Source organism: Devosia pacifica, assembly GCF_014652635.1.
Classification (GTDB): domain Bacteria; phylum Pseudomonadota; class Alphaproteobacteria; order Rhizobiales; family Devosiaceae; genus Devosia; species Devosia pacifica.
In genome coordinates this window covers 982,562-1,007,576 of record NZ_BMZE01000002.1, presented here as the reverse complement: position 1 = coordinate 1,007,576, position 25,015 = coordinate 982,562, and the positions used below count along the sequence as shown (strand labels likewise).

General features: G+C 59.7%; 21 protein-coding genes, 1 tRNA gene, 2 rRNA genes and 1 pseudogene (1 of these 25 only partly in view). 12 read left to right on the top strand and 13 right to left on the bottom strand.

Annotated features, from left to right (window positions below):
• Nucleotides 1-4: 4 nt before the first annotated feature.
• The 3 genes from IE127_RS12020 to glgX form a co-directional block, all read right to left on the bottom strand.
• Nucleotides 5-2,770 (bottom strand): cation-transporting P-type ATPase, encoded by a 2,766-nt coding sequence (locus tag IE127_RS12020; RefSeq protein ID WP_189425894.1) that lies wholly within the window; start codon nt 2,768-2,770, stop codon nt 5-7.
• Nucleotides 2,771-2,855: 85 nt separating this feature from the next.
• Nucleotides 2,856-3,632, bottom strand: a complete 777-nt coding sequence (locus IE127_RS12015; protein ID WP_189425893.1) for an SDR family oxidoreductase — start codon at nt 3,630-3,632, stop codon at nt 2,856-2,858.
• A 17-nt stretch (nt 3,633-3,649) separates the two neighbouring features.
• On the bottom strand, nt 3,650-5,725 hold the full coding sequence (gene glgX, locus IE127_RS12010; RefSeq protein ID WP_189425892.1) for a glycogen debranching protein GlgX: 2,076 nt from the start codon (nt 5,723-5,725) through the stop codon (nt 3,650-3,652).
• Nucleotides 5,726-6,182: 457 nt separating this feature from the next.
• Between glgX and IE127_RS12005 the strand changes: the two genes are divergently transcribed.
• From IE127_RS12005 to arcC, 4 genes are read left to right on the top strand one after another with little or no spacing between them, the layout of a single operon-like run.
• Nucleotides 6,183-7,631 carry a YfcC family protein gene (locus tag IE127_RS12005; RefSeq protein WP_189425891.1) on the top strand — a complete coding sequence of 483 codons (1,449 nt, stop codon included), beginning with the start codon at nt 6,183-6,185 and terminating at the stop codon, nt 7,629-7,631.
• Between the two features lie 28 nt (nt 7,632-7,659).
• On the top strand, nt 7,660-8,889 hold the full coding sequence (locus IE127_RS12000) for an arginine deiminase (protein ID WP_189425890.1): 1,230 nt from the start codon (nt 7,660-7,662) through the stop codon (nt 8,887-8,889).
• A gap of 21 nt (nt 8,890-8,910) precedes the next feature.
• Nucleotides 8,911-9,912: an ornithine carbamoyltransferase gene (argF, locus tag IE127_RS11995; protein ID WP_189425889.1), complete on the top strand. Its 1,002-nt coding sequence runs from the start codon at nt 8,911-8,913 to the stop codon at nt 9,910-9,912.
• Nucleotide 9,913: 1 nt separating this feature from the next.
• Nucleotides 9,914-10,843, top strand: a complete 930-nt coding sequence (gene arcC, locus IE127_RS11990; RefSeq protein WP_189425888.1) for a carbamate kinase — start codon at nt 9,914-9,916, stop codon at nt 10,841-10,843.
• Nucleotides 10,844-11,254: 411 nt separating this feature from the next.
• Here arcC and IE127_RS11985 read toward each other — a convergent pair whose 3' ends face one another.
• Nucleotides 11,255-11,620, bottom strand: coding sequence for an EF-hand domain-containing protein (locus IE127_RS11985; RefSeq protein ID WP_189425887.1), 366 nt, complete (start codon nt 11,618-11,620; stop codon nt 11,255-11,257).
• A gap of 604 nt (nt 11,621-12,224) precedes the next feature.
• On the opposite strand from IE127_RS11985, the gene IE127_RS11980 reads away from it, so the two are divergent.
• The 3 genes and pseudogenes from IE127_RS11980 to IE127_RS19855 all read left to right on the top strand — a co-directional run.
• On the top strand, nt 12,225-12,548 hold the full coding sequence (locus tag IE127_RS11980; RefSeq protein ID WP_189425886.1) for a type II toxin-antitoxin system HigB family toxin: 324 nt from the start codon (nt 12,225-12,227) through the stop codon (nt 12,546-12,548).
• The gene (locus tag IE127_RS11975) at nt 12,538-12,918 is read left to right on the top strand and encodes a helix-turn-helix domain-containing protein (RefSeq protein ID WP_044411743.1); all 381 of its coding nucleotides are present in this window, start codon (nt 12,538-12,540) and stop codon (nt 12,916-12,918) included. Before IE127_RS11980 ends, IE127_RS11975 begins: the two co-directional genes overlap by 11 nt.
• Nucleotides 12,919-12,931: 13 nt before the next feature.
• Nucleotides 12,932-13,987, top strand: a pseudogene (locus IE127_RS19855) (recombinase family protein); the annotation flags it as partial.
• On the opposite strand, the gene IE127_RS19850 reads toward IE127_RS19855, so the two are convergent.
• The 3 genes from IE127_RS19850 to IE127_RS11965 form a co-directional block, all read right to left on the bottom strand.
• Nucleotides 13,892-14,224 carry a hypothetical protein gene (locus IE127_RS19850; protein WP_308430299.1) on the bottom strand — a complete coding sequence of 111 codons (333 nt, stop codon included), beginning with the start codon at nt 14,222-14,224 and terminating at the stop codon, nt 13,892-13,894. The pseudogene IE127_RS19855 and the gene IE127_RS19850 overlap by 96 nt on opposite strands.
• A 105-nt stretch (nt 14,225-14,329) precedes the next feature.
• Complete coding sequence (locus IE127_RS19845) at nt 14,330-14,521, bottom strand: hypothetical protein (RefSeq protein ID WP_044411751.1); 192 nt, start codon at nt 14,519-14,521, stop codon at nt 14,330-14,332.
• 64 nt (nt 14,522-14,585) lie between these two features.
• Nucleotides 14,586-14,662, bottom strand: a tRNA-Met gene (locus IE127_RS11965).
• A 231-nt stretch (nt 14,663-14,893) separates the two neighbouring features.
• On the opposite strand from IE127_RS11965, the gene IE127_RS11960 reads away from it, so the two are divergent.
• Both IE127_RS11960 and IE127_RS11955 read left to right on the top strand, forming a co-directional pair.
• On the top strand, nt 14,894-15,931 hold the full coding sequence (locus IE127_RS11960) for an aldo/keto reductase (RefSeq protein ID WP_189425885.1): 1,038 nt from the start codon (nt 14,894-14,896) through the stop codon (nt 15,929-15,931).
• A 61-nt stretch (nt 15,932-15,992) separates the two neighbouring features.
• Nucleotides 15,993-16,700, top strand: a complete 708-nt coding sequence (locus IE127_RS11955; protein WP_189425884.1) for a DUF599 domain-containing protein — start codon at nt 15,993-15,995, stop codon at nt 16,698-16,700.
• On the opposite strand, the gene IE127_RS11950 is transcribed toward IE127_RS11955, so the two are convergent.
• The gene (locus tag IE127_RS11950; protein ID WP_189425883.1) at nt 16,697-17,536 is read right to left on the bottom strand and encodes an alpha/beta hydrolase; all 840 of its coding nucleotides are present in this window, start codon (nt 17,534-17,536) and stop codon (nt 16,697-16,699) included. The genes IE127_RS11955 and IE127_RS11950 overlap by 4 nt on opposite strands.
• Nucleotides 17,537-17,705: 169 nt before the next feature.
• On the opposite strand from IE127_RS11950, the gene IE127_RS11945 reads away from it, so the two are divergent.
• The 3 genes from IE127_RS11945 (at nt 17,706) to bfr (ending at nt 19,917) form a co-directional block, all read left to right on the top strand.
• A complete protein-coding gene (locus tag IE127_RS11945) occupies nt 17,706-19,049 on the top strand; it encodes a bifunctional diguanylate cyclase/phosphodiesterase (protein ID WP_189425882.1) in 1,344 nt (447 codons plus the stop codon).
• A gap of 90 nt (nt 19,050-19,139) precedes the next feature.
• Nucleotides 19,140-19,466, top strand: coding sequence for a (2Fe-2S)-binding protein (locus tag IE127_RS11940; protein ID WP_244640143.1), 327 nt, complete (start codon nt 19,140-19,142; stop codon nt 19,464-19,466).
• Complete coding sequence (gene bfr / locus IE127_RS11935; RefSeq protein ID WP_189425881.1) at nt 19,432-19,917, top strand: bacterioferritin; 486 nt, start codon at nt 19,432-19,434, stop codon at nt 19,915-19,917. Before IE127_RS11940 ends, bfr begins: the two co-directional genes overlap by 35 nt.
• Nucleotides 19,918-19,981: 64 nt before the next feature.
• Here bfr and IE127_RS11930 read toward each other — a convergent pair whose 3' ends face one another.
• The 5 genes from IE127_RS11930 to IE127_RS11910 all read right to left on the bottom strand — a co-directional run.
• Entirely contained in the window at nt 19,982-20,587 is a 606-nt protein-coding gene (locus IE127_RS11930) for a nucleotidyltransferase family protein (protein ID WP_189425880.1), read from the bottom strand.
• 31 nt (nt 20,588-20,618) lie between these two features.
• Nucleotides 20,619-21,773 (bottom strand): alpha/beta hydrolase, encoded by a 1,155-nt coding sequence (locus IE127_RS11925; RefSeq protein WP_244640141.1) that lies wholly within the window; start codon nt 21,771-21,773, stop codon nt 20,619-20,621.
• Between the two features lie 47 nt (nt 21,774-21,820).
• Nucleotides 21,821-23,038: a lytic murein transglycosylase gene (locus tag IE127_RS11920; protein ID WP_189425879.1), complete on the bottom strand. Its 1,218-nt coding sequence runs from the start codon at nt 23,036-23,038 to the stop codon at nt 21,821-21,823.
• A 283-nt stretch (nt 23,039-23,321) separates the two neighbouring features.
• A 5S ribosomal RNA gene (gene rrf, locus IE127_RS11915) occupies nt 23,322-23,437 on the bottom strand.
• Nucleotides 23,438-23,559: 122 nt separating this feature from the next.
• A 23S ribosomal RNA gene (locus tag IE127_RS11910) occupies nt 23,560-25,015 on the bottom strand (it continues 1,265 nt past the right edge of the window).

The window sequence follows — 25,015 nt, the reverse complement described above, 5'->3', positions numbered from 1 at the left end:
CTCGTCAATGCCCGGACTCTCGCGACCTCGAGGCGAGACGCCCAATCAGCTTTTCAGCTTCGACGACGGCCAACAGAATGACGCCGACACCGATTACCGTCAGCCCGTCCGTCAAGCTTACCGGCCGCGTTCCGAACACTGCCTGCAGAGGCGGTGCGTAGGTGAAGGCAAGCTGGAGCAGCACAACAACACCGACTCCGACTGCCACTACGGGGGTGCGCAGTACGCCGCTCCAGGTGAGCGACGATCCGTGCTGATAGCGAACACTGAACAGATAAAAGATCTCCATAACCACGATGGTATTGACGACCAGAGTGCGCGTTTCCTCCAGCGACAGCCCACGCCATTCTGCCCAGAAGAACATCCCGAAGGTGCCGATCACAAACAGGACCGATACGAAGACGATGCGCCAGACCAGGAAGCCCGAAATCAGCGGCTCATCTGCGGCGCGAGGCGGTCGGCGCATAGCGCCGGGCTCGGTTGGCTCAAAGGCCAAGGTGAGCCCCAGCGCGACTGCGGTCACCATGTTGATCCACAATATCTGCACCGCCGTGATCGGAAGCGTCAGCCCGAGTAGGAGTGCGCCGATCACGGTCAAAGCCTCGCCGCCGTTGGTTGGCAAGGTCCAGGCGATCACCTTCTTGAGGTTGTCATAGACTGTACGGCCCTCGCGCACCGCGACAACGATCGAAGCGAAATTGTCGTCAGCCAACACCATCTCGGCGGCTTCCTTGGCAGCCTCGGTGCCCTTCTGTCCCATGGCGACGCCGACATCGGCCCGTTTGAGCGCCGGCGCGTCATTCACTCCATCACCCGTCATTGCCAGCACAGCGCCGTCGGCTTGGAGCGCCTCGACCAGCCGCAACTTATGCTCTGGCGCAGTGCGGGCGAACACATCGACGTCACGCGCCCTGCACCGCAGCGTCGCGTCGTCGAGCGCATCCAGCTCCTGCCCCGTCGCAACGGCCTCCGGCTGCTCCAGCCCGAGCAGCCCGGCGATCGCGACGGCGGTCGCCGCATGGTCGCCGGTGATCATCTTGATCCGGATGCCCGCCGCCCGGCAATCGCGCACCGCGGTCACAGCTTCCGCGCGCGGAGGGTCGATAAGCCCGAGCAAGCCGAGCAACGTGAGGCCCCCTTCGACATCGGTGAAAGTGAGATCACTGCTGGCCGAAGATAGTCGCTTGACGGCGACCGCAAGCACCCGCTGTCCGCGTGCCCCGAGCGCCTCCACCCGCACCCGCCAGGCAGCGTGGTCAAGTGGCATATCGCTGACCGGGCCGCGCTGGAGGTCGCACATCGCCAGCACCCGCTCCGGCGCTCCCTTAATGCAGATGAAAGCTTCGCCGTCGACGCCGTGGTGCAAGGTCGCCATGAAGCGATGCCGGGCGTCAAAGGGTATCTCGTCTCGGCGCGGAGTTTCCTGTCGCAAATGCTCGACATCGATTCCGACTTTTGAAGCGAAGGCGACAAGCGCGCCCTCCATCGGGTCGCCGTCCACAACCCAACCGATCTCGGTCCGCCGCAACGAGGCATCGCTGCACAGAAGTGCCGCGCGCGCCAAGCCGATGAGATTGGAGTGTTCCGCCGGCTCGACCTTCTCCTCGCTCAGACGCACCTCGCCACTCGGATCGTAGCCAGCACCGTTCACCTCGAAGGTGGCCGCAGCGGTCGCCGCCGCCCCAACCGTCATCTCGTTGCGCGTCAGCGTGCCGGTCTTGTCGGTGCAAATAATCGAGACAGAACCCAGTGTCTCGACTGCGGGCAGGCGCCGGACGATGGCGTTGCGTGCCGCCATGCGCCGCACGCCGAGGGCAAGCGCGATCGTCATCACCGCTGGCAGCCCTTCGGGGATGGCAGCCACCGCGACACCGACCACAATAAGGAAGGCATCTTCGGCGGTATAGCCGCGGACGAACACGGCGAAAGCGAAGATAATGGCGGATAGGCCAAGAATGGTCACCGTGAGCCGCCGTGCGAAGCCATCCATCTGGCGCAGAAGCGGCGTCGTTAAAGTCTCGACGGCGCCGACCAGGGCGCTGACGCGACCGATCTCAGTGTCCCCGCCGGTGGCTACAACGACGCCGGCGCCTTGCCCGGCTGCAACAAGCGTGCCCGAGAACGCTATGGAGGTACGATCGCCGAGCGGCGCTTCGGCCATCACGGGCGCCGGCGACTTCTCAACGGGGACCGACTCGCCAGTCAGCGCCGCCTCTTCGATCCGCAGGCTGCGGCTACGGACGAGGCGCAGGTCGGCAGGCACCCGGTCGCCTGGATCGAGCAGGACAAGGTCGCCTGGAACCAGTTCTTCCGCCGCGAGCGTGACGCGGCGTCCCGCACGCACGACCGAGGCGCGCGGTGCCAGCATGCCGCGGATCGCGTCGAGCGCCTGCTCGGCCCTGCCCTCCTGCACGAAGCCGATCACGGCGTTGAGCACCACCACGGCGAGGATCACCGCCGCGTCGATACCGTGTTCAAGCGCCAAGGTGATCGCTACTGCGGCGAGCAGGACATAGATCAGCAGATTGTCGAACTGTGAAAGGAAGCGCCGGAAAGCATTGCGAGGCTTGGCAGCCGGCAGGATATTGGGACCATGCACGGTTAAACGCCGCTCTGCCTCGTTCCCATCCAGTCCGTCGGTGCTCGTTCCCAGCGTTAGTTGCACGTCTTCAATCGGGACGGCATGCCAAGCTCTCGCCGAAGCGGCGCCGACCGCTTGCAGATGGTCCAATGCAGGCGCAACCGCTTGCTTTTGAAGTCTTTCAGTCATGTTTTGTTCGACACTGACGGCGCGCGCGTCAGCGAACGCCTGAAGGAGTGCAGTTGCTGGCTTCGCCGCCTATAGCAACCAGCGCCTATTGGGCGGTGTAGCCACCGTCGATGACCAGTTCGGTGCCGGTCACGAACTTCGACTCGTCCGAGGCGAGATAGAGCACGCCGTAGGCGATGTCGTCTGGTTCTCCAACATGGCCTACCGGGTGCAGAGCATTCAAGGCCTGACGCCCTTCCTCGACGTCGCCATGCTCCGCAAGATAGTTTTCCACCATCGGCGTCCAGATATAGCCGGGATGGACCGAGTTGACACGGATGTTCAGGCCGGCCTTAGCGCAGTACAGAGCAGTCGACTTGGTGTAAAGTCGCACGCCACCCTTCGACGCGTTATAGGCACCGAGATTTGGATCGCCGACAAGCCCCTCGATCGAGGAGAGGTTTATGATCGAGCCGCCCGGTGGGTCGTTCCGTTTCATCGCCAGGATCGCGTGCTTGGTCCCGAGGAACACGCCGTCAAGATTGACGTTCATCAGCCGATGCCAACGCTCCAGCGTCTCCTCCTCGGGAGGCCCACCCCAGCCGACACCGGCATTGTTGACGAGCACGTCGAGGCGGCCGAAGCGATCAAGGGTTGCCTGCACCACGTACGTCCAGGCGCTCTCGTCGGAAACGTCGTGATGGAGGTAGAGCGCATCGCCGCCGTCCTCGCCGATGATCTGCGCCACCCGCTCACCTTCCTCATCCTTGATGTCGCTGAGGACCACTTTCGCCCCTTCTCGCGCCAACATCCTTGCCGCTGACTCGCCCAATCCCAGCGAAGCGCCCGTTACGATCGCTACCTTGTCTTGCACTCTGCTCATTTTCAAACTCCCTCCAGTCATTCGATGGGCCCCGCTTCTGTGGAGCGACTGACAGCGACGATTGTCGTGCGCGCCTCGAGCCAGATGTTGCTCTGCGCAATCGTGTCTTCGGCCCCGAAAGATGTATCGGCGATGCTTTCGTTCTTCGATGTGTCGATCGCTATGTGCCATCCGCTTCCCGCTGAGGGCGGCATGACAAATCGGCAAGGGGCGAGAGCCGCATTAAAGAGCAGGCAAAGGCTCGCGCCGCTGTCCCGGATGAGGCAGCCGAGCCTGTTGTCGGGCCCGTGCCAATCTGGCTGTTGCCCGGTCGGTTCGAACCATCTGACCTCGACATCCGTGTAGAAGGTTTCGGCCCGCAGGACGGGATGCGCCTTGCGCAAAGCGATCAGTTGCCGGACGAATCGCACGAGTTCCGCATTCCGCCCCGCTAACGACCAGTCGTACCAGGAGACCGTGTTGTCCTGGCAGTAGGCGTTGTTGTTGCCTCCTTGCGTGCGACGGAACTCGTCGCCGCCGAGCAGCATCGGCACGCCGCGAGAGAGCAAGAGCGTGGCGAGCAGGTTCTTGATCTGCCGCAACCGCATCGCCTCGATCTGCGGATCGTCGCTCGAACCTTCGGCGCCGTAGTTATCGCTGTAGTTCTCGTCGAGGCCGTCACGGTTCTCCTCGCCGTTCGCCTCGTTGTGCTTGCGCGTGTAACTGACAAGATCGTTGAGCGTGAAGCCGTCGTGGCTGGTGACGAAATTCACGCTGTTGAGCGGACCTTCGCCACCGTCCTGGTAGAGATCGCTGCTGCCCGCCAGCCGGGTCGCAAGCGCGCCGGTCATGCCCGGATCGCCGCGCCAGAAGCGGCGAACGTCGTCGCGAAAATGGCAGTTCCACTCTGCCCAGCGTCGGCCGGGGAAGTGGCCCACCTGGAACGCGCCGCCGGCATCCCAGGCTTCCGCAATCAGTTTGACGTCGCGCAGGATCGGATCCTCGGCGATCTGTTCGAGCAGCGGTGGGTTCGCCAACAACGTCCCTCGCCCGTCGCGCCCGAGCACGGATGCGAGATCGAATCGGAAGCCGTCGATGTGAAAGTGGACCACCCAGTGTCGCAGGCAATCTACGACCATGTTGCGTACCACCGGATGGTTGCAGTTCAGCGTGTTGCCACAGCCGGTATAATCCGCGTACTCCCCATCCTGTGTCAGGATGTAGTAGATCGTGTTGTCGAGCCCCCGGAAGCTGTAGGTCGGCCCGTTTCTCCCGCCTTCTGCCGTGTGGTTGAAGACGACGTCGAGGATGACCTCAATTCCTGCCCGGTGAAGCTCCCGAACCATTGTCTTGAAGGCGACGAGCTCGCCGCCCGGCGCGACGCTGCCGGAATAGCGGGACATCGGTGCAAACAGGGCGACGGGGTTGTAGCCCCAGTAGTCGCGCAGCCGCTCGCCGGTCAGCGGACCGTTCCGTTCGAGTGCTTCCGGCGCGAAGGCTTGGATAGGCATCAGCTCCAGAGCCGTGATGCCAAGTTCGCGAAAGTAGGGGATCTTCTCGACCACGCCGAGATACTCCCCTTGTCTGTTAACGCCAGAAGACGGGTCAATCGTGAGGCCCCGGACATGGGTCTCATAGAGGATCGTCTTGCTCCAGGGATGGCGGAGCGGTGCGTCCTCGAACCAGTCGAAGCCTTGGTCGGCGACCACGCAGCGGCCGGGCGAGCCGGGAGACAGGTCGGTGACGGAGGTGGCATAGGGATCGAGCAGCGTTCGATCTAGATCGAAGTCATGTCCGTCATCCGGCGAACCGGGCCCATCGGCCTGCAGAGCATAGAACTTCCCGCGAAGGTCACCCGTCAACCGCGCATGCCAGATGTCGCCAGTCCGGTGACGCCGGGCATCGAGCGGTAGTCGAGCGCACGGCTCTCTCTCGTCAGCCGTTCCGTACAGAAGCAGGGTCACGCCCGCGGCGTGCCGGCTGAACACCGCTATGTTCAGGCCGTCACAGCAGTCATGCAGCCCGAGCGGCAGTGGCTCACCGCGCCCGATCCGGACGGTGCCGCTGTCCGAGCCGACGGTTAGGGCGTCGAACCAAGCTATGCGTTCCGTCATCGGTGCGCTCCTCGTCATCATGGCCGTGAACCAGTGTCACCGCCCCTTTCGGCGCGGCGACGACCCTTGCGGCGGGCCGCGTTTCTCTAAGGACGCCAACGACCCTCGCGCCTTACAGCCCCTTCGCCATCTTCCGGAATCGCCATGGCCTTACTCGAGGGTAAAAGAGTTCCCTCAGTGCGCCGAACGCACCCGATACACCACCTCGCCGAGAGGGCGCTCTTCTTGAGGGGGCTGCCGCTAGATGAGGACTACGAGCGTGCCCGGTCACCGCGGGTATCGGGGCAATCCGGAATCAAGATTACGGGCACTCACCATTACAGCGGCACTGTAATGCTCTGCACTTCAGTGCGTCTGTGAAGGTATGTCGGCTCCACCACGGTCAAACGTCCTGATGGTCTGTCTGTGATCGGGCGACTGTTACCCATCAATAAGCGAGTGCAACGAGGAGAAATAGATGTCGGATGCAGCAACCAAACCGAATGACGAACAACCCGCTCCTGCATCACGATTTCCGACCGCTTTCACGATCCTCTTCGGCCTGATCGTCGTCGTTGCCGCGCTGACTTGGTTGATTCCGGCCGGACAGTATGACCGCGCCATGAACGATGCTGTGGGTCGTGAAATCGCGGTTGCGGGGACCTATCAGCAAGTCGAAGCTAACCCGCAGGGCCCGGTTGAGGTCTTACTCGCCCCAATTGCTGGTTTCTATGATCCCGACAGTAATGTCGCAAATGCCATCGACGTTGCGTTGTTCGTATTGCTAATCGGCGGATTTCTCGGCGTCGTTAATGCAACAGGTGCTGTCGACACGGGGATCTCCTCGGCAATGCGAGCTCTTCGTGGTCGCGAAAAGTGGATGATCCCCATCCTTATGGTGCTCTTTGCCGCCGGTGGTACGACCTATGGAATGGCTGAGGAAACGCTCGCCTTCTACCCGATCCTAATCCCGCTCGTTATAGCCGCCGGCTACGATAGCGTGACCGGTGTCGCGATTATCCTGATTGGAGCGGGCATCGGGGTGCTCGGGTCGACGATCAACCCGTTCGCAACGATCATAGCTTCAAACGCCGCGGCCATTCCCTTTACCGGCGGGCTTTTCCTGCGGTTACTGATCCTAATCGGCGGGTTCGTCCTCTCCGCTGCTTTTGTCATGCGTTATGCGGCGCGTGTGAAGGCTGATCCGGCGCGCTCCGTTGTGAGCTCGATGAAGGAGAGCAACGAGCGATTTTTCCTCTCCAAGGATACCGCAACAGGGAGCGACGCCCACCTTACCTTACGGCAGAAGCTGGTGCTGATCGTCTTCGCCGCAACCTTCGCGGTCATGATTTGGGGCGTGTCAACGCAGGGCTGGTGGATGGCTCGGATGGGAGCCCTGTTCCTCGGAGCGTCGCTTGTCGTTGGTATCATCGCGTGGATGGGTGAGAAGCGGTTCACCGCGGCCTTCGTCGACGGCGCGCGCGATTTACTTGGCGTGGCGTTGGTGATCGGGCTGGCCCGCGGCATCGTGGTAATCATGGAGCAGGGACGGATTTCCGACACGATCCTGTACTGGTCGGAGCAGGCAGTCAGCGGACTGTCAGAGGTCGCCTTTATCAACGCTATGTTTGGCATCGAGACGGCAATGAGCTTCCTGGTTCCGTCTTCGTCGGGACTGGCGGTTCTTTCGATGCCCATTCTGGCGCCGCTCGCCGATTTTGCGGGGGTGGGGCGTGACCTTGTTGTCACGGCTTACCAGTCGGCCAACGGACTTGTGAATCTGATCAACCCCACGTTCGCAGTCGTGATCGGAGGCCTCGCTATAGGGCGCGTTCCCTATGAACGCTGGCTCCTATTCATTTGGCCTCTGCTGCTAATCCTCGCAGTCTTCATTGTGGCGTCGCTCAGCTTCGCTGCGGTGCTCTGATCCAAAAATTCTAATCAAGGAAGATCCAATGTCCGATCAAAATTTCGGCGTCCATTCAGAAACCGGAAAGCTGAGGCAGGTTATCGTCTGCCGCCCCGGTCTAGCGCACCGACGGTTGACGCCCTCCAATCGCGAGGAGCTACTGTTCGACGATGTATTCTGGGTCAAGCAAGCCCAGAAGGATCATGACATCTTTTCCAGTCTAATGCGGGATGAGGGCGTCGACGTGCTAGATGTCAACATCCTTTTGGCTGAAACGCTGGACTCCAAGGAAGGTCGTGCCTGGGTGCTCGACCATCGCATTACTGCGGATCAGATCGGCGCCGGCATGAGGTCCGAGCTGCGTGCCTGGATGACCGAATTGCCTAGCGTGAAACTGGCGGAGCATCTGATCGGCGGGCTGACAACCGCCGATCTTCCATTCACGCCGACCGGCCTTTTCGGCAGCTACCTTGGCCATAACGGTTTTATCCTTCCGCCACTTCCCAATGCTCTGTTCACCAGGGACAACTCTGCTTGGATTTATGGAGGAGTTACAGTCAACCCGATGTTTTGGCCGGCGCGCCGTCCAGAAACGCTGCTTAACACTGCAATTTACAAGTTCCACCCGAACTTTGCCGGCAAAGTCACGATACATTGGGGTGATCCAACGCGAGACCATGGCCTTGCAACGCTCGAAGGCGGCGACGTGATGCCGGTTGGAAACCGCACCGTTCTTGTGGGAATGGGCGAACGATCGTCGCCGCAAGGCATCGGTCAACTAGCCAAAAAGCTATTCGCTGACGGTGTCGTCGATCGCGTGGTTGCGTTTCGGATACCCAAGTCGCGGGCCGCGATGCATTTGGATACGATTTTCACGCTCTGTGGAGGGGATGTGGTCACAACCTTCAAAGAGGTCGCGGACGAACTGGTTTGCTATGATATCCGCCCGGGCGAAGGCGAAGCTCCCCTTTCCTTTCGACACGATCCGCGTCCGATCTTTGAGATTGTGGCAGACGTACTTGGCTACCGAAAACTCCAGGTTATCCCGACCGGCGGGGATACCGAAGAAGAACGTGCGCGCGAGCAGTGGAACGATGGCAACAACGTCTTGGCACTGCGCCCTGGCGTGGTCATCGGTTATGACCGCAACGATGACACCAATGCCGCACTAAGAGCTGCTGGCATCGAGGTGCTGGCTATCCCTGGCGCAGAACTCGGTCGAGGCCGCGGCGGCGGACATTGCATGAGCTGCCCCACAATACGCGATGCTGCCTGAACCGAATAGAAAGAAGAACCAATGTCGTTCAATTTGAAGAACCGCAGCTTTCTGACCCTGCGCGATTTCGATGCCCGCGAGATCGCCTTTCTCCTGAAACTCGCTGCCGATCTCAAGGCAGCAAAGTATGCCGGCTACGAGCAGCCGCGACTAAGGGGCAAGGAGATCGCTCTAATATTTGAAAAGGACTCCACCCGTACTCGGGTTGGTTTCGAGGTCGCGGCGCACGACCAGGGTGCGACCGTCACCTATCTCGGCCCGTCAGGAAGCCATCTTGGACACAAGGAGAACGTGAAGGATACCGCGCGGGTGCTCGGCCGTGTCTATGATGCGATAGAGTATCGCGGCTTCGGGCAGACGATCGTGGAAGAACTCGCAGCCTATGCTGGCGTACCTGTTTATAACGGCCTCACAGACGAGTTCCATCCCACCCAAATTCTGGCCGACCTCCTCACTATGAAAGAGCACTCGGATAAGACGTTGAATGAAATCTCCTACGTCTTCGTCGGCGATGCCGGCAACAACATGGGCGATAGCCTTCTTATTGGCGGCGCCAAGATGGGAATGGATGTGCGGCTGTGTGCGCCAAAGGCCTGTTGGCCCGCGGATGCGATCCGCGAGGAAGCCGAAATGATATCTGGGCAAACCGGGGCACGCGTGATGATTACCGACGACGTCAAACGCGCTGTCGACGGTGTGGATTTCGTCTACACCGACGTCTGGCTCTCGATGGGAGAGCCGGCAGAAAAATGGGCCGAACGCATCAAGCTTTTGATGCCCTATCAGGTCAATGCGGACTTGATGAGCAAGACCGGCAATCCTTGCACCAAGTTCATGCATTGCCTTCCCGCCTTCCATGACACCGCAACCAGCGTTGGAGCCGAAATTGCCGAAAAGTTCGGACTTGACGCAATGGAAGTGACCGACGAGGTGTTCGAGAGCTCGGCGTCGATCGTCTTCGACCAAGCTGAGAACCGCATGCACACTATCAAGGCGGTGCTCGTTGCCACGATCGGTAACTGAGATGCTAGTCGTCGTAGCCTTGGGCGGCAATGCGCTTCTGCAGCGTGGCGAGCCGATGACCGCCGAGACACAGCGCGACAACGTCAGACGCGCGGCTGCCTCGCTCGCTGAGATGGTTCGTGCGGGCCATCGTCTCGTCGTCACACACGGCAACGGGCCGCAGATCGGTCTGCTCGCATTGCAAGGTGCAGCATACAGGCCTGACGAAGCCTACCCTCTCGATGTTCTGGGCGCTGAGACGGAGGGGATGGTCGGCTACCTCATCGAGCAAGAGTTGGAGAATGCGCTCGACCATGCAGTCCCAGTTGTGACGCTACTAACACAGGTAGTCGTAGACTCGAAAGATACGGCCTTCGCCAACCCCACCAAGCCGGTTGGTCCAACTTATGAGGAGAAGGAAGCTCGCCGGCTGGCCGCAGCACGTGGCTGGCGGATTGCGCCTGACGGGACAGGCTGGCGGCGGATCGTGTCCTCGCCTTTGCCACTGGAAATACCGGACATGCGCGTCATAAAGCTTTTGGTCGAACGCGAAGTGATTGTGATTTGCGCCGGCGGCGGAGGCATTCCTGTAGTTAAGCTCGAGGATGGCTCTCTGGTGGGTGTCGAAGCCGTCATAGACAAGGACCGGGCGAGCGGACTGTTGGCCGAACAGCTCAAAGCAGATGCGTTGTTGCTGCTGACCGACGTTGATGCTGTCTATCGCCAGTGGGGTACGCCGCAAGCCTCACCCGTGCAGGCCATCTCCCCTGACGAAACCGAACTGCTTGACTTGCCCGTCGGCTCGATGGGCCCGAAGGTCGAGGCCGCCAGCCGCTTTGTGCAGGCTGGTGGAGCGGTGGCAGGGATTGGACTTCTGGCCGATGCGGCAAAAATCCTGGATGGCACAGCGGGGACGCTGTTTCTTGGAAGAAAGGTCGACGACGGCGCATAACGAGCTAGAAACTGGAGATTCCCCTTGAGAGGACAATTAGGCGAGGCGCTCTCGGCTTTTCGATCGCACACAATTTGAGCTCCCGGCCAATCTGCATTGGTCGGCGGACGCCGAGTCGCCGAAGGCGGAGTGAGAGTGTCAGGGCTAGTCGGATGTGTGATCTGCCGACATCGTTTCAATCGGCACGGCCGCACTGTCCCAGAATCACGCGGCGGGGTGGCTGCGCACTTTCCGCGCCGCCAGTCCCCTATTTTGGTAAGGTTGTGGGCAATGCTGACATAGGCCTACAACTCTTCGCCTGGAGGGCGAAGCTCATTTGCGACCGGAACCGAAACTAATCCTGCTGAGGCAGGACCAGGGATGGTCTGGCTGCCTAGCCTGCCGCAGTCCAGCATCTCTCGGAGCGGCGGCCTAGTGAGCTCCTCCGGCAGGCATTTTGCCGTCCTGCATGAAGGACTGGATCTCCTCAAGAGTAAGCGCTCCGTCCCCATCGGCGTCGATCAGTCCGAACATTCGGGCGTGTACAGCCTGAAACTCTTCAAGTGAGAGTACGCTGTCGCCGTCAGTATCCATCATTGCCATCATCATCTTGAGCACCATGCCGTGGCCCATACCGCCCTGACTATTCATGCCGCTTTGACCCATCAGGCCGGTGGTCGGGCCACCATGCTGCTGCATCATTCCACCGGGCTCTTCCTGCCCGTGTTGAGCGGCCTGGGCGGTGGCGGAGGCGAGCGCAATGGCTGATACCGAGAGGATTAAGTAGATCGTCTTCATCCTGTTTCTCCTTTTAGAAACGAGCAGAGATGCACTGCGAGGACATGATCCTCACCCGTGTCAGGAGTATTGACGTAGCCGGCGGGGTTTCCTTACGCCGGGTGGCAATTATCCGTTCGAACCTCAATCCCGTAGTGTTGGGCGCCAACGGCCCTCTTCGATATGACAAGCAATCCTCACCCCGCCGATTTGCACGCTACAGTCGCCGGTTGTTTCGCCTCGTTCCAGTGAGACTTTTCATCGCTGATTGAAAGCTCTCTCATCAACCCGTCGATTGTCGGCGGGATTCTGAGAGAGATGGCAGCCTATCGAGAAAGGAAGGTTCAGAAAGGCCTCAACTCCACAGGTAAAGTGGGGTCTGTCGACGCGCACCTTGGTTCGGACGAACCTGTGCTTCGTCTGGCGCGCCTGATCGGTCGCCAGATTGCGCGCGAGCAATTCGAACGACAAGAATCTCGGGAACGAAAGCTTATTCGACAAAAGAGCAGCAAACCTACGTAGGCTGCATCACATACAGGCATGTTGCCCCGGTGGCAGGATCGCCGCCGGGGCTTCGATATTTGACCTTGAGACCATAATGGTCCCGTGCTACATTGAGACTCAAATGAGGATCATTGCCCGCCGCAAGTTACGGGAGTTCGTCGAAAGCCTCGCGGGGCAAAAGAATCAGCCGGCCGTGAAGGCCGCGCTCGATGCGTGGCTCGATGAAGTCAGTAAGGCAGAGTGGGCGAGTTCCGCCGATGTTAAGAGACACTACGCCACGGCCAGCATCGTCAACGCCGAGCGGATTGTCTTCAACATCAAGGGCAACGACTACCGCTTGGTGGTGGCCGTCGACTTCGAGAAGGGCATCGTCTGGATCAAGTGGATCGGCACCCACAAGGCATATGACAGGATAGACGTAGCTGAGGTGAGACATGGCGACTGAGCTAAGACCTATCCGCTCCGAAGCGGACTACGATGCAGCACTCGAAGAGGTGGAACGCCTTTGGGGTGCCAAGAGCGGTACACCGGAAGGGGACCGCCTTGACGTGCTCGCTACGCTGATCGAGGTCTATGAAGCGAAGCACTATCCGATGGATCCGCCCGATCCAATCGAGGCGATCCGGTTTCGGATGGAGCAGCAGGGGCTCACCCGCAAGGACCTCGAACCAATGATCGGTCCCCGCAACCGGGTGGCCGACGTTCTCAACCGCAAACGCGGTCTGTCGATCGACATGATCCGGCATTTGCATGAACAACTCGGGATTTCCGCCGAGGTGCTGATCCAGCCGAGCCGCTTCGACAAGGTTGCGTAACGGGAGGTTCTGCATGATGCGTGTCGCGCTCTACGCCCGCTACTCTTCAGACAATCAGCGGGAGGCCTCAATCGAGGACCAGTTCCGTATCTGCCGCGAGCAGGCGAAGCGCGAGAAATGGAAGATCGTCGGCACCTACAAGGATGCCGGCATCTCCGGTGCGAGCATGATCTTGCGTCCCGGCATCCAGTCACTGCTGCAGGACGCCCAGGCCGGGCAGTTCGACATGGTGCTGGCCGAAGCTCTGGATCGCATCTCCCGCGACCAGGCCGATGTCGCGACTTTCTTCAAGCATCTGAAGTTCGCCGGCGTACCGATCGTAACGCTGGCTGAAGGCGAGATCAGCGAGTTGCATGTCGGCCTGAAGGGAACGATGAATGCGTTGTTCCTCCAGGATCTCGCCGCCAAGACACATCGAGGCCTTCGTGGTCGCGTGGAGGAAGGCAAGTCCGGTGGCGGGCTCTGCTATGGCTACAAGGTCGTCAAGCAACTCGATGCCCGAGGAGAGCCGATCCGAGGCGGCCGGGAGATCGACGAGGCTGAGGCGAATATCATCCGTCGCGTCTTCCGCGAATTCGCATCAGGAATCGGTCCGCGAACGATCGCACGCAGACTGAACGAAGAGGGTATTCCGGGACCTAACGGCAAGCCGTGGGGAGACACCACGATCCGTGGCCATGTGAAACGCGGAACGGGTCTCATAAATAACGAGCTCTATATCGGCCGCCTGATCTGGAACCGGCTGCGCTACATCAAGGACCCGTCGACCGGCAGGCGCGTCTCGCGCCTCAACCCGGAGAGCGAATGGTTGATCCGCGAGGTGCCCGAGCTGCGGATTGTCGATGATGCCCTTTGGCAAGCGGTGCGCGATCGGCAGGCGGTGATCGCCGACAAATACGCGAACGTCACCGAAGCTGTCCGCCAGCATCACAAGAAAAACCAGCTCAATGGCAAGCGTCGGCCTCAGTCTCTTCTATCCGGCCTGGTCTACTGCGGCTCCTGTGGCGGTCCCTATTCGCTGCGCGGCGCGGGTCGGTTCGCCTGCTCCAACCACATCAGCAAAGGCACCTGCTCCAACAGCCGCACCATCCGACAGGAAGAACTGGAAGAACGCGTGCTCTCCGGACTCAAGGACCGCATGATGGCGCCCGAAATCGCAGCGGAAGCGATGCGCGCCTATGCCGAAGAGACGAACCGGCTGAACCGCGAGCGTCGCTCGAACGGCGACGCCTGGCAGGTGGAACTGGCTAAGATCGAGAAGCAGATCGCCCAGATCGTCGAGGCCATTGCCGACGGCATGTACCATCCGTCGATGAAAGAGAAGATGACAAAGCTGGAAGCCCGCAAGGCCGAGCTGGCCGCCCTGCTCGCCGACGCACCGGAGAACAAGCCAGACCTGTTACCGACGGCCTCAACAATCTACGCGAAGAAGGTCGCAAAGCTCACACAGGCCCTGAATCGCCCCGCAGTGCGCCAGGAAGCGGCCGAGGCCCTGCGGATGCTGATCGAGAAGATCGTCCTCACGCCAGGCCAGAAACGCGGCGAGATCGATGCCACGCTTTACGGCGAACTTGGACAGATCCTGGCGTGGACGGAGCGGCAAGCCCTTGGAAAGGCTTCAAAAACGAACACTCCCGGAGGGACTTCCTCGGGAGTGTTGGTATCAGTGGTTGCGGGGGCAGGATTTGAACCTGCGACCTTCAGGTTATGAGCCTGACGAGCTACCGGGCTGCTCCACCCCGCGCCAATGAACCGCCGATTTGGCGGTGCGCGTCGCCGCGCTGTGACGGCTATATAGGGGCAAGCCCTTGCAAGCTCAACCCCAATTCCGAACGACATGACAGTTTTTCGACATTCCTTCTTTGCGTTCCTTGCAAAGCCCCACAAAGGCTTGTTCGGCCATTCCAATTTCTGCCACCGCGGGTAGTGTGCCGGCAGCCTGAATGTCTGGAAACTCACGCGGAGACGAATTGCGATGAACAATAAGCCGCTCGGCCGAACCGGCCTGATGGTCACCGAACTATGCCTCGGCACAATGACCTGGGGCAGTCAGAACACCGAAGCAGAGGGCCACGCACAGATCGACCGTGCCGCGGACGCGGGCATCAATTTCATGGATACGGCCGAACTCTATGCCGTTCCTGGCAGCCCTGAGACTTCGGGGCGAACCGAGGAAATCATCGGCAACTGGTTCGCAAAGACTGGGCGGCGCGACGATTTCATCCTCGCATCGAAGATCGGCGGCGGCGGCAACGCCTTCTTGCGCGATGGCCGCCGCCCGGACCGTCAATCTATCCGGCAGGCTGTCGAAGCCAGCCTCAAACGCCTCAAGACGGATCGCATCGATCTCTACCAGGTGCACTGGGCGCCTCGCGGCAGCTACAGCTTCCAGAACAGCTGGACCTATGCACCGCACACGCAGGACCGCGACGACGTCATGGCCAACATGCTCGATATTCTCGAGGGCATGCAGGACATGATCGATGAAGGCAAGATCGTGCACTTCGGCCTGTCGAACGAGACAACCTGGGGCATAGCGCAATACCTTCGACTTTCCGAAGACCGGGGATTGCCGCGCGTGGCCTCTGTTCAGAACGAATACAGCCTGATCAGGCGGCATTTTGACCTCGACCTTGCCGAACTCAGTCACCATGAGGACGTGGGCCTGTTGGCCTACTCCCCGCTGGCGGCCGGCCTTCTCACCGGCAAATACGCAGGTGGCAAGATACCAGCGGGCAGCCGAGCGGAATACCAGAAGGGCATGTGGCGGTTGAACGAGCACTCACTGGCGGTGGTCGATGAATACGTCGCCCTCGCACGTCAGCACGGACTTGATCCGGCGCAGATGGCCTTGGCATTCTGCCTCACACGGCCTTTTATGACATCGGTCATCATCGGTGCCACAAGCCTCGAACAACTTGAGACCTGCCTCGCGGCAGTCAATGTGAAGCTGTCCGAAAAGGTTCTTGCCGGGATCGAAGCGATTCATCGCCGTCACCCGCGCCCGATCTGATTTTCGTGGCGCCAGGTTTTCTTCGGGATTGAGTGCCGCCGCAACAGCAAGCGAGCTTAGAATGACACTTCTGGCTTCGGTTTTTCCGCTTATCTGCTACTTCGCTTACAACCTGACCGTTCCGCTGATCGAGCGGAAGCGGCCGTCGCTTTCGGTGATCATGAACATCGAAAGGCGTCGCTGGGTCGCGAACGCTGCCAAACGTGAGAATCCCTTCGACGCCATTCTGGCTGGCAACATCATGAGCTCGGTCAGCTTTCTGGCGTCCACCGCGGCCCTGTTGGTGTTGGCGGTCGTAGCCGTCTTCGGCCAGCTGTCCTCGTTGATGTCAGCGCTCGATACGATTGCCATCGATCGGGTCTACTCTTCGGGCGAGGTGGTGCTGCATCTCGTGGTGATGCTGGCGATGTTCGTCCTCGCCTTCTTCGCCTTCACGCTCGCGCTACGCCAGTTCAACCATTTCTGCATACTGCTTGGGGCCATCGATCACGCATACCCACCCTCTGACGCCGAGGTCGAGGCCATCGCGCAGATCAACTCGCTGGGTGCGCAAAACTTCAACGCGGGTGTGCGCGCGTATTATTTCTCTGTTGCGACCGTGGCCTGGTTTGCGGCGGAGTGGCTTTCGATCGTAACCTGCATTGCCACCATCCTCATCCTCATTCACCGCGAGTTCTTTTCTTCAGCCCACCGGGTTGCCGCGTCTGCCGCCGTTCTCGCGTCACGGCAATCGCGTCTGCGTGAAAAGAAGGAGACGGACCCTGCCTAGGCGGCCTTTTGCGTGTTTTTTGGAGCAGAATGGCCGCTATCGAGCGATTTCAGGAACTTGCCGATATCGGCCAGCACCGGACGCCATCGGTTCAGCGGCCAGCTCAGAGCCAGCAGCGGTTCCGCATGAGCCATCCCCTCATACTCACGATGGGTCACATCGATATCGAGCGCTCTGAGCGCCGACGCCAGGGTTCGGCTGTTCTGCGGCGACACTAACGGATCATCAAGGCCAGCGCCCAGCCAGAAGGGCGGAAGCCCGGCGCTCACATGGTTGATCGGCTGCGTCGATTCCGGATCGGGGACAGCACCGAAGGTCCGCATCGAGATTTCCCCATCGAACGGAAAGAAATCATAGGGGCCGCAAAGGCCAACCACGCCGGCAAGCTGCTCTCGCAGGCCATGGTGTTGCAGGTAGCGACGATCCATCGCCACCATTGCCGCGTTGTAGGCGCCCGCGGAATGCCCGGCGAGAACCAATCGCTTTGATCCGCCATGGGCTTCGGCATTTTCGGCCAGCCAGCCATACGCCGCGGTACAGTCTTCCAGAAAAACCGGGTACTCGGCTTCCGGCTGCAACCGATAGTCGGCGACAGCCACCAATGCTCCGAGCGAGGCCAAAGCGCGCCCGGCGAAGCGGTAATTGCCGCGCTCACCATCATTCCAGGAACCGCCATAAAGAAACAGAATGCTCGGCAGCGTGACCGGCCCCTTCGGTGCGTAAAGGTCGAGCTTCAGCCGGCTGGCCGGTTCAAAGGAAATGCCTTTTGCAACTTGATGGGAAGCCGGATGCTTTGGCACCAGCCGATTGAAGATGTGAAGGGGTGAAATGGCCATGACATGAATGCTTTGTTTCAATACTTACGTCCTGACGCCGCAGGAGGTTTCATGTCGCCGGCATTCATTGCGCGTTAATCGACAGCTTTCACAGTGGGGCAGCGTTGCAGAGGGGGAGACTTGTGCGCAAACTAACGCACAGGCACGCCGTCCCTCCGGAGAAGCCGTGATGCTGAACACGCCGACCATGCGATTCGACCAGTCACGTGCGCTCACGATGACCGAACCCGCCTGCGATCATCTCACCGGACTACCAACGCGGAAACACTTCGCAGCAGATTTTGCAAATTTGGTCTCCGGGGCGGCGCGCCGCCCAACTTGCCTTGTGCTGATCAGCCTGATGGAGGCTGAACAGTATGGCCGCATGCTCAGAGCGCTCGGCCATGGCTTTGGCGAACAGTTCATAGAGCACTCCGCAAGGCTGATTGCCTCGCTACTGCCAGACAATGAACAGCTTTATCATGTCAGCCCCCTGGGATTTGCCGTGTGCCTGCCCTGCGGCACGGGCCAGAACGCGCGCCCGCCGCATACCGAGATCATTGCGGCTGCATTCGAAGCGCCGCTGAATATCGCAGACATTCCGCTCAAGACCACGATAGGGCTGGGACTGTGTCCAGACTGGATGAATGTTGGTGCAGAGGAATGCCTGCGAGCCGGCATGGCCGCCGCACATGACGCAAGAGAGGTTGGCACCGGCATCTCCTTTTACAGTGCTGCCAGTGACGATGCGCATCGCAGGGCCTATCAAATCCTGGCAGCTCTTCCCCTCGCGTTGGCCGGCAATCAGTTGCACCTTCACTTCCAGCCGCGTATCGCGCTGGAAAGCGGTGCATGTGTTGCTGCCGAAGCGCTGGTGCGTTGGGACCATCCAGAACTCGGCGTGATCTCGCCGCTCGAGTTCATCCCGTTAATCGAACAGACAGCGCTGATCGGAACCCTGACCGATTGGGTGATCGAGAACGCCCTCTCCTCCGTCGTAAAACTCAGGTCCGCCGGCCACGATTTGCGCATTTCCGTCAACGTCTCGCCTGTCAGCACCGCCGAAGCCGGTTTTGACCGTCGTCTGCTTCGCCATTGCGCCGACCGGAACCTGCCCGCCTCTGCGATCGAGTTGGAGTTCACCGAAGGGGCGCTACTGGCCCACGCGAAGCGCACCTTCTCCAATCTCGAAACCCTCAGGGCGGCCGGCATGGCGGTGGCCATAGACGATTTCGGCTCTGGGTACTCGAACCTTGCTTATCTCGATCAACTTCCTGCTAACGTCCTTAAGATCGACCGCACGTTCATGTCCTCGATACGCCGTCCGGGCGGCAGCGACTATCTGCTGAGGCAGATGATCGACATTGGGCATACGCTCGGGTTTCGCATCTGCGCCGAGGGCGTAGAAACAGTGAACGCTTACAGATACTTGCAGGACCTTGGGTGCGAAGAGGGGCAAGGCTTCTACATGGCCGCCCCAATGCGGTTCGAGCATTTCACACGCTGGCTTCAGAGCGTTCCGAGCTACGGCTAGGGGTTGCGCGCACACTGCGCAGCGACAATATCTGACATTGACATTCATCTATGCGGCCAGTTGTATGGCCCGCGCTATCTCAACGAATTTGTGCGTCTTGCCGACATGCTCGTTTGCCAGTGCAATATGATCAGTGATAGGGACATCGAGGAAATCATCCTCGAGTATCTGCGCGCTGATCCGTGGCAATTGGTTGTTCCCGCAATGGTTTATCGCGGGCTCGAAAGAAAGGCCAAGTGCAGCGGCTGCGTGCCGAATGTGGTGGACATTATTGTTCGGACAACCGAAAACTACCACATGCAGCAAGCCCGGACGCCCGCCGATCTCATCGACGTGCGTGAGCATCTCGCTGCACTGAAGCGCAATCGTATCGGAGGTCGTCGTGAAAGGCGAAGCACAAATCATCGAGCGGCTTAACGAAGCGCTCTTTCTCGAACTCGGCGCTGTCAACCAATATTGGGTTCACTATCGCCTGCTCGAAGACTGGGGCTACAAGAAGCTAGCGGCCAAGGAGCGCGCTGAGTCGATCGAGGAAATGCACCACGCCGACAAGATCATCGAGCGGATCATCTTCCTTGAGGGCCACCCGAACCTGCAGCGCCTGGCGCCGTTGCGCATTGGCGAGACCATCAAGGAAGTGCTTGAGGCGGATCTCGCCGGCGAACTGGACGCGGTGAAGGCGTATTCCGCCAGCCGCCAGGTTTGCGAAGAGCTCGGCGACTACGTCACCAAGAATATCTTCGAGGAACTGCTGACCGACGAAGAAGGCCACGTGGATTTCCTCGAAACGCAGCTCGACCTGCTGGAAAAGATCGGTCCGGAGCGTTACGGCCTGCTCAATGCCGGTGCGGCCGACGAAGCGGAGTAACATCTGCATTTCATCGCCGCTGATGATCAAGGGTCCGATGGCGCATCGGGCCCTTTTGTTTTGTCTACCAGGGAACCACCGTTACTTCGGGCCAGAGCATCTTGATCCGTTCCGCCTTGGCGGTATGCGTCTCGCGATTGTCGAGCGCATAATTGGGCGTCAGCCGGAAAGAGAACATGTCATCGAGACCGAACGGCGCGAACATCTCGAGCGCATCGCCCTCCCCCGCAAGCCGCATGCCGACAGCATGGGTCTTCGAAGCAAAGCGCGTCAGCATGTCGGCCGAACAATTCAACTTCGGGTACGGTGAGCCGAACCTGTCTGGAAACCATAGGTGGACGCGGGCCTGGTTTCTCACCTCGATCGGCAAAGGGATGTCGCCGAACTCTTCGGCCGCCGCCCTGATCACACGATCTTCCGCATCGTAGCTGAGATCGGTGTCGTCGAAATAGGCAACATCGACATCTTTCACGCCGTGCAATGGCGCTCGCTCGGTCAGCACATTCCACACGCAGTTGTAGATCGCGCCCGAAACGAGAAGTGGATCCGGCAGATCGAGCCTGCGCATGCCCTTGAGGATACGCATCAGCACCGGTTGTGCGCGAATGATTTCGCCGAGCGCTGCACGTTGTTCGGCGTCGCTACCGCCAGCGTGAATGAGATGATCCATCGCCAGAAGCTACAGCGATTCTATATGGGCATCAGCGCGAGATTGGGCCGAACATCTGGTCGAGTTGCGTAATGATCTCGTCCATCGGCTCCATCTGCTCCTGCGGCGGATCCGGCACTACCGCGACGTAGGGCACGCCGCTCGGGAACGCCCCGAACTGCGAGAAGAATCGCACGACATCATCAAGTACAGGCATGCGCCAACGCCACAGGGCACCAAGCGCAATGACGGGCTCCATGTGCCCATATCCTTCGTAATAAGACGTCGTCACCCACACGCCCTGAGAGCGCAGTCGATCCGCCAGATGCTGGGTATTCTGCACCCGCACGATGGGGTCAGTCGTGCCACTTGCCAGTAGCATTGGCGGGGCGTCGGCCGTTACGAGGTTGATCGGTTGCGTGCCCTCGGGCCGCGCTGCCTGTCCAAAAGCCTCGCGCACCTCGTTGTATTCGAACGGATAAAAATCGTAGGGCCCGGACAGTGCCGCAACAGCGAGGATCGGCATGGTAACGCCGAACTCACGCAGATAGGACGGATCGAGAGCCAGCATCACAGCATTATAGGCGCCGGCGGAGTGACCGGCCAGAAACAGGCGACGCGGATCCCCGCCATAGCCCTCGATATTATCCTCGACCCATTTCAACGCCCGCGCATTGTCTTCGAGAAACTCCGGAAATCGCACCTCCGGCACATGCCGATAATCGGCAATCACCGTAACAAACCCACGCGCAGCGAGGGCACGCCCGGCGAACTCATAGTCGGCACGCTCACCCCGGTTCCAGCCACCACCGTATATGAAGAACACCACCGGCAACGCTGACCCCCGTGCCTCCGGAGCGTAGACATCGAGCTTGAAGCGCTCGCCGTCCGCGAACGGCACCCCATCCCCGGCCTTGACCGTACCGGCATCCATTGCCGCCGGTAGATTGAAGGGGTCCATCATGGAAAGCGCAGCGGCTTCGGTGCCCGCGAACGAGCACGCGAGCACGATAGACAACAGAATTCTGGTGATGACGGCGCGCATAATACCTGAAAGGAGCTGGACTTCGAGACTACGCCGGATGCCGCCCAAAGACGCCGACACTGTGGCGCTGGCGATCACATCGTCCGGATGCCAATGATGGTGAGCTTGGGCGAGAGCCGGCGTTGCGATCAGGCAACCAGCCGGCCCTCTGCTTAAGCACATCGAGGCTGAACCACGACGCTTAACAAACCGTTAATGACGTCTCATACCTATCTGAGACGCGTCAGCAGCAAGCCCGAGGCATATCCGTCCACAGGAAGTCCCACGTGACGCTGATAAGCCCGGATAGCCGCGCGAGTCTTGGGCCCGATCCTGCCATCCACGGGACCCGCATCAAATCCATTTCGAGACAACAGCCGCTGCAGATCGGCCCTCTGGCTGCTGTTGAGAGCGAAGTCGCCCGACGGCCAAGGCGTGGCAAACCCGCCTGTACCAAGGATACGATCAGCAAGATGCCCGACGGCGAGCGCGTAGCTGTTTGAGTTGTTGTAGCGCTTGATGACATCAAAGTTGCGAAGCATCAGGAATTTCGGACCTGTCGCACCAGCAGGCATGTAGAATTCTGCAGTATCACCAGCCCGCGGGAAGGCGCGCCCGTTGGTTCGCCCTACGCCAAGAGCCTGCCATTGTGCCAGAGACAACTTACCCGCTTGCTCAGCCTGCTCGAAGTTGAAGCCGTTGGGCACGGTGATCTCATAGCCCCAGGTCTCCCCGGCCTGCCAGCCATGGGCACGCAAATAGTTGGCAGTCGAGGCCAATGCATCCGGAATCGAGTTCCAGATGTCCCGCGTACCATCACCGCTGTAGTCGACCGCATACTGCATGAAGCTCGAGGGCATAAACTGTGTATGCCCCATGGCCCCGGCCCAGGAGCCGGTCATCTGGCTCGGTTGAATGTGGCCATCAGAGACAATCCGCAATGCGGTCAGCAACTCCTTACGGAAGAAACTTTCGCGATAGCCATTCTGTGTCAGAGTCGCGAGAGCATAGATGGTGTTGTTGCCACCCATGAAACTGCCGAAATTCGTCTCCATGCCCCAAATGGCAAGAACCACTTCCGCCTGCACGCCATAGCGCTCCTCGACGCCGGCAAGCGTCTGCGCCCACTCTGACCGCATCCGCTGGCCCCGCCCGACCTGCGAACCCGTCACACGTTTGTTGATGTAGTCAGCAACGGTCTGGGAGAACTCGGGCTGCTTACGGGTAAGCTCCATGACCTTGGGGTTTGGCGAATAGCCTGCAAAAGACGCTTCGAACGCCTGGCGCGAAACACCCATGGCCTGAGCCTCCGGCCACAGCCCGGCAACGAAACTCGAGGTGCTGGCGAGGGGGGAGGTTATGCTGGCAATACTGACACTCGCTGCTACCGCAAGGGTGGGCAGGTGTGAGGTGAAAGACCGAACAACTCTGGCAAGACGCATGAACATGTAAGCCTCGGATATTGGGCTGATAGACGTGTCTTTCCGCAAATGGTGCCGCTTTGGTGAACGCGGAAGACTGGCATCCAAAATCATGCAGCGTGATTAAGAAGCGTTTAAGGCGGTGCCGCGCTTGGGTCGTGTTTAGGATCACAACTGCGTGGGACGCCGCCGCGGTCTCCTTCGCTTTTCGGGCTTTCGTCTTGGTGGTTTGAGACGCACAAAAGCCCCTCGCTTTTTGAGCGAGGGGCTTTTGGAATGACGGTGTAAAGAGCTTGATTGTCCTTTGCGGACCTGGCGGCGACCTACTCTCCCGCGTCTTGAGACGGAGTACCATTGGCGCTGAAGTGTTTAACGGTCGAGTTCGGGATGGGATCGGGTTCTGGGCACTTCGCGATAACCACCAGGTCGGCGAAGGACAATCAACGTGATTTTTCTGGTTTTGCTTTGGGTATTTCATGCTGAGCATGTTCGTTTTGGGATCTGAGCCGATCGTTTTGTATATGCCATACGGGCATAGACTAATGAGAACGATCAAGCCAATCGAGCTATTAGTACCGGTAAGCTTCACACATTGCTGCGCTTCCACACCCGGCCTATCAACGTGGTGGTCTTCCACGGCTCTCAAGGGAATACTGGTTTTGAGGGAGGCTTCCTGCTTAGATGCTTTCAGCAGTTATCCCGTCCGAACTTAGCTACCCTGCAATGCGGCTGGCGCCACAACAGGTCCACCAGAGGTTCGTCCATCCCGGTCCTCTCGTACTAGGGACAGCTCCTCTCAATATTCCAACACCCACGGCAGATAGGGACCGAACTGTCTCACGACGTTCTGAACCCAGCTCACGTACCACTTTAAATGGCGAACAGCCATACCCTTGGGACCTGCTCCAGCCCCAGGATGTGATGAGCCGACATCGAGGTGCCAAACGATGCCGTCGATATGGACTCTTGGGCATCATCAGCCTGTTATCCCCAGAGTACCTTTTATCCGTTGAGCGATGGCCCTTCCACACGGGACCACCGGATCACTATGACCGACTTTCGTCTCTGCTCGACTTGTCAGTCTCGCAGTCAGGCAGGCTTATGCCATTGCACTCGTCGAACGATTTCCGACCGTTCTGAGCCCACCATCGCGCGCCTCCGTTACTCTTTGGGAGGCGACCGCCCCAGTCAAACTACCCACCATACGCTGTCCCGGGTGCTGTTACACCGCGGTTAGACACCTATGACGATAAGGGTGGTATCTCATCTTGCGGCTCCACCAGAGCTAGCGCCCCGGCTTCAAAGCCTACCACCTATCCTGCACATGCCGACACAAGTGCCAGCGTAAAGCTATAGTAAAGGTTCATGGGGTCTTTCCGTCTGACCGCGGGAACCCCGCATCTTCACGGGGAATTCAATTTCACTGAGTCGATGCTGGAGACAGTGGGGAAGTCGTTACGCCATTCGTGCAGGTCGGAACTTACCCGACAAGGAATTTCGCTACCTTAGGACCGTTATAGTTACGGCCGCCGTTTACCGGGGCTTCAATTCAGTGCTTGCACACCTCCTATTAACCTTCCGGCACCGGGCAGGCGTCAGACCCTATACGTCGTCTTGCGACTTCGCAGAGCCCTGTGTTTTTGATAAACAGTCGCCACCCCCTCTTTTGTGCCACCTACACCGAGTTGCCTCGATGCAGGTCACGCTTATCCCGAAGTTACGCGTGCAATTTGCCGAGTTCCTTCAGCATCGTTCTCTCAAGCGCCTTGGTATACTCTACCAGTCCACCTGTGTCGGTTTCGGGTACGGTCAATAATGGTGGAGCTATTTCCAGGAACCGGCTCACTGCACCCCCAATCCGATAAGGGGATACAGACCTGCGCGATCCGTCACTACCACCTGGCCCACGAATATTAACGTGGTTCCCATCGTCTACGCGTTTCCGCCTCGACTTAGGGGCCGGCTAACCCTGCGCTGATTAGCATTGCGCAGGAACCCTTGGAC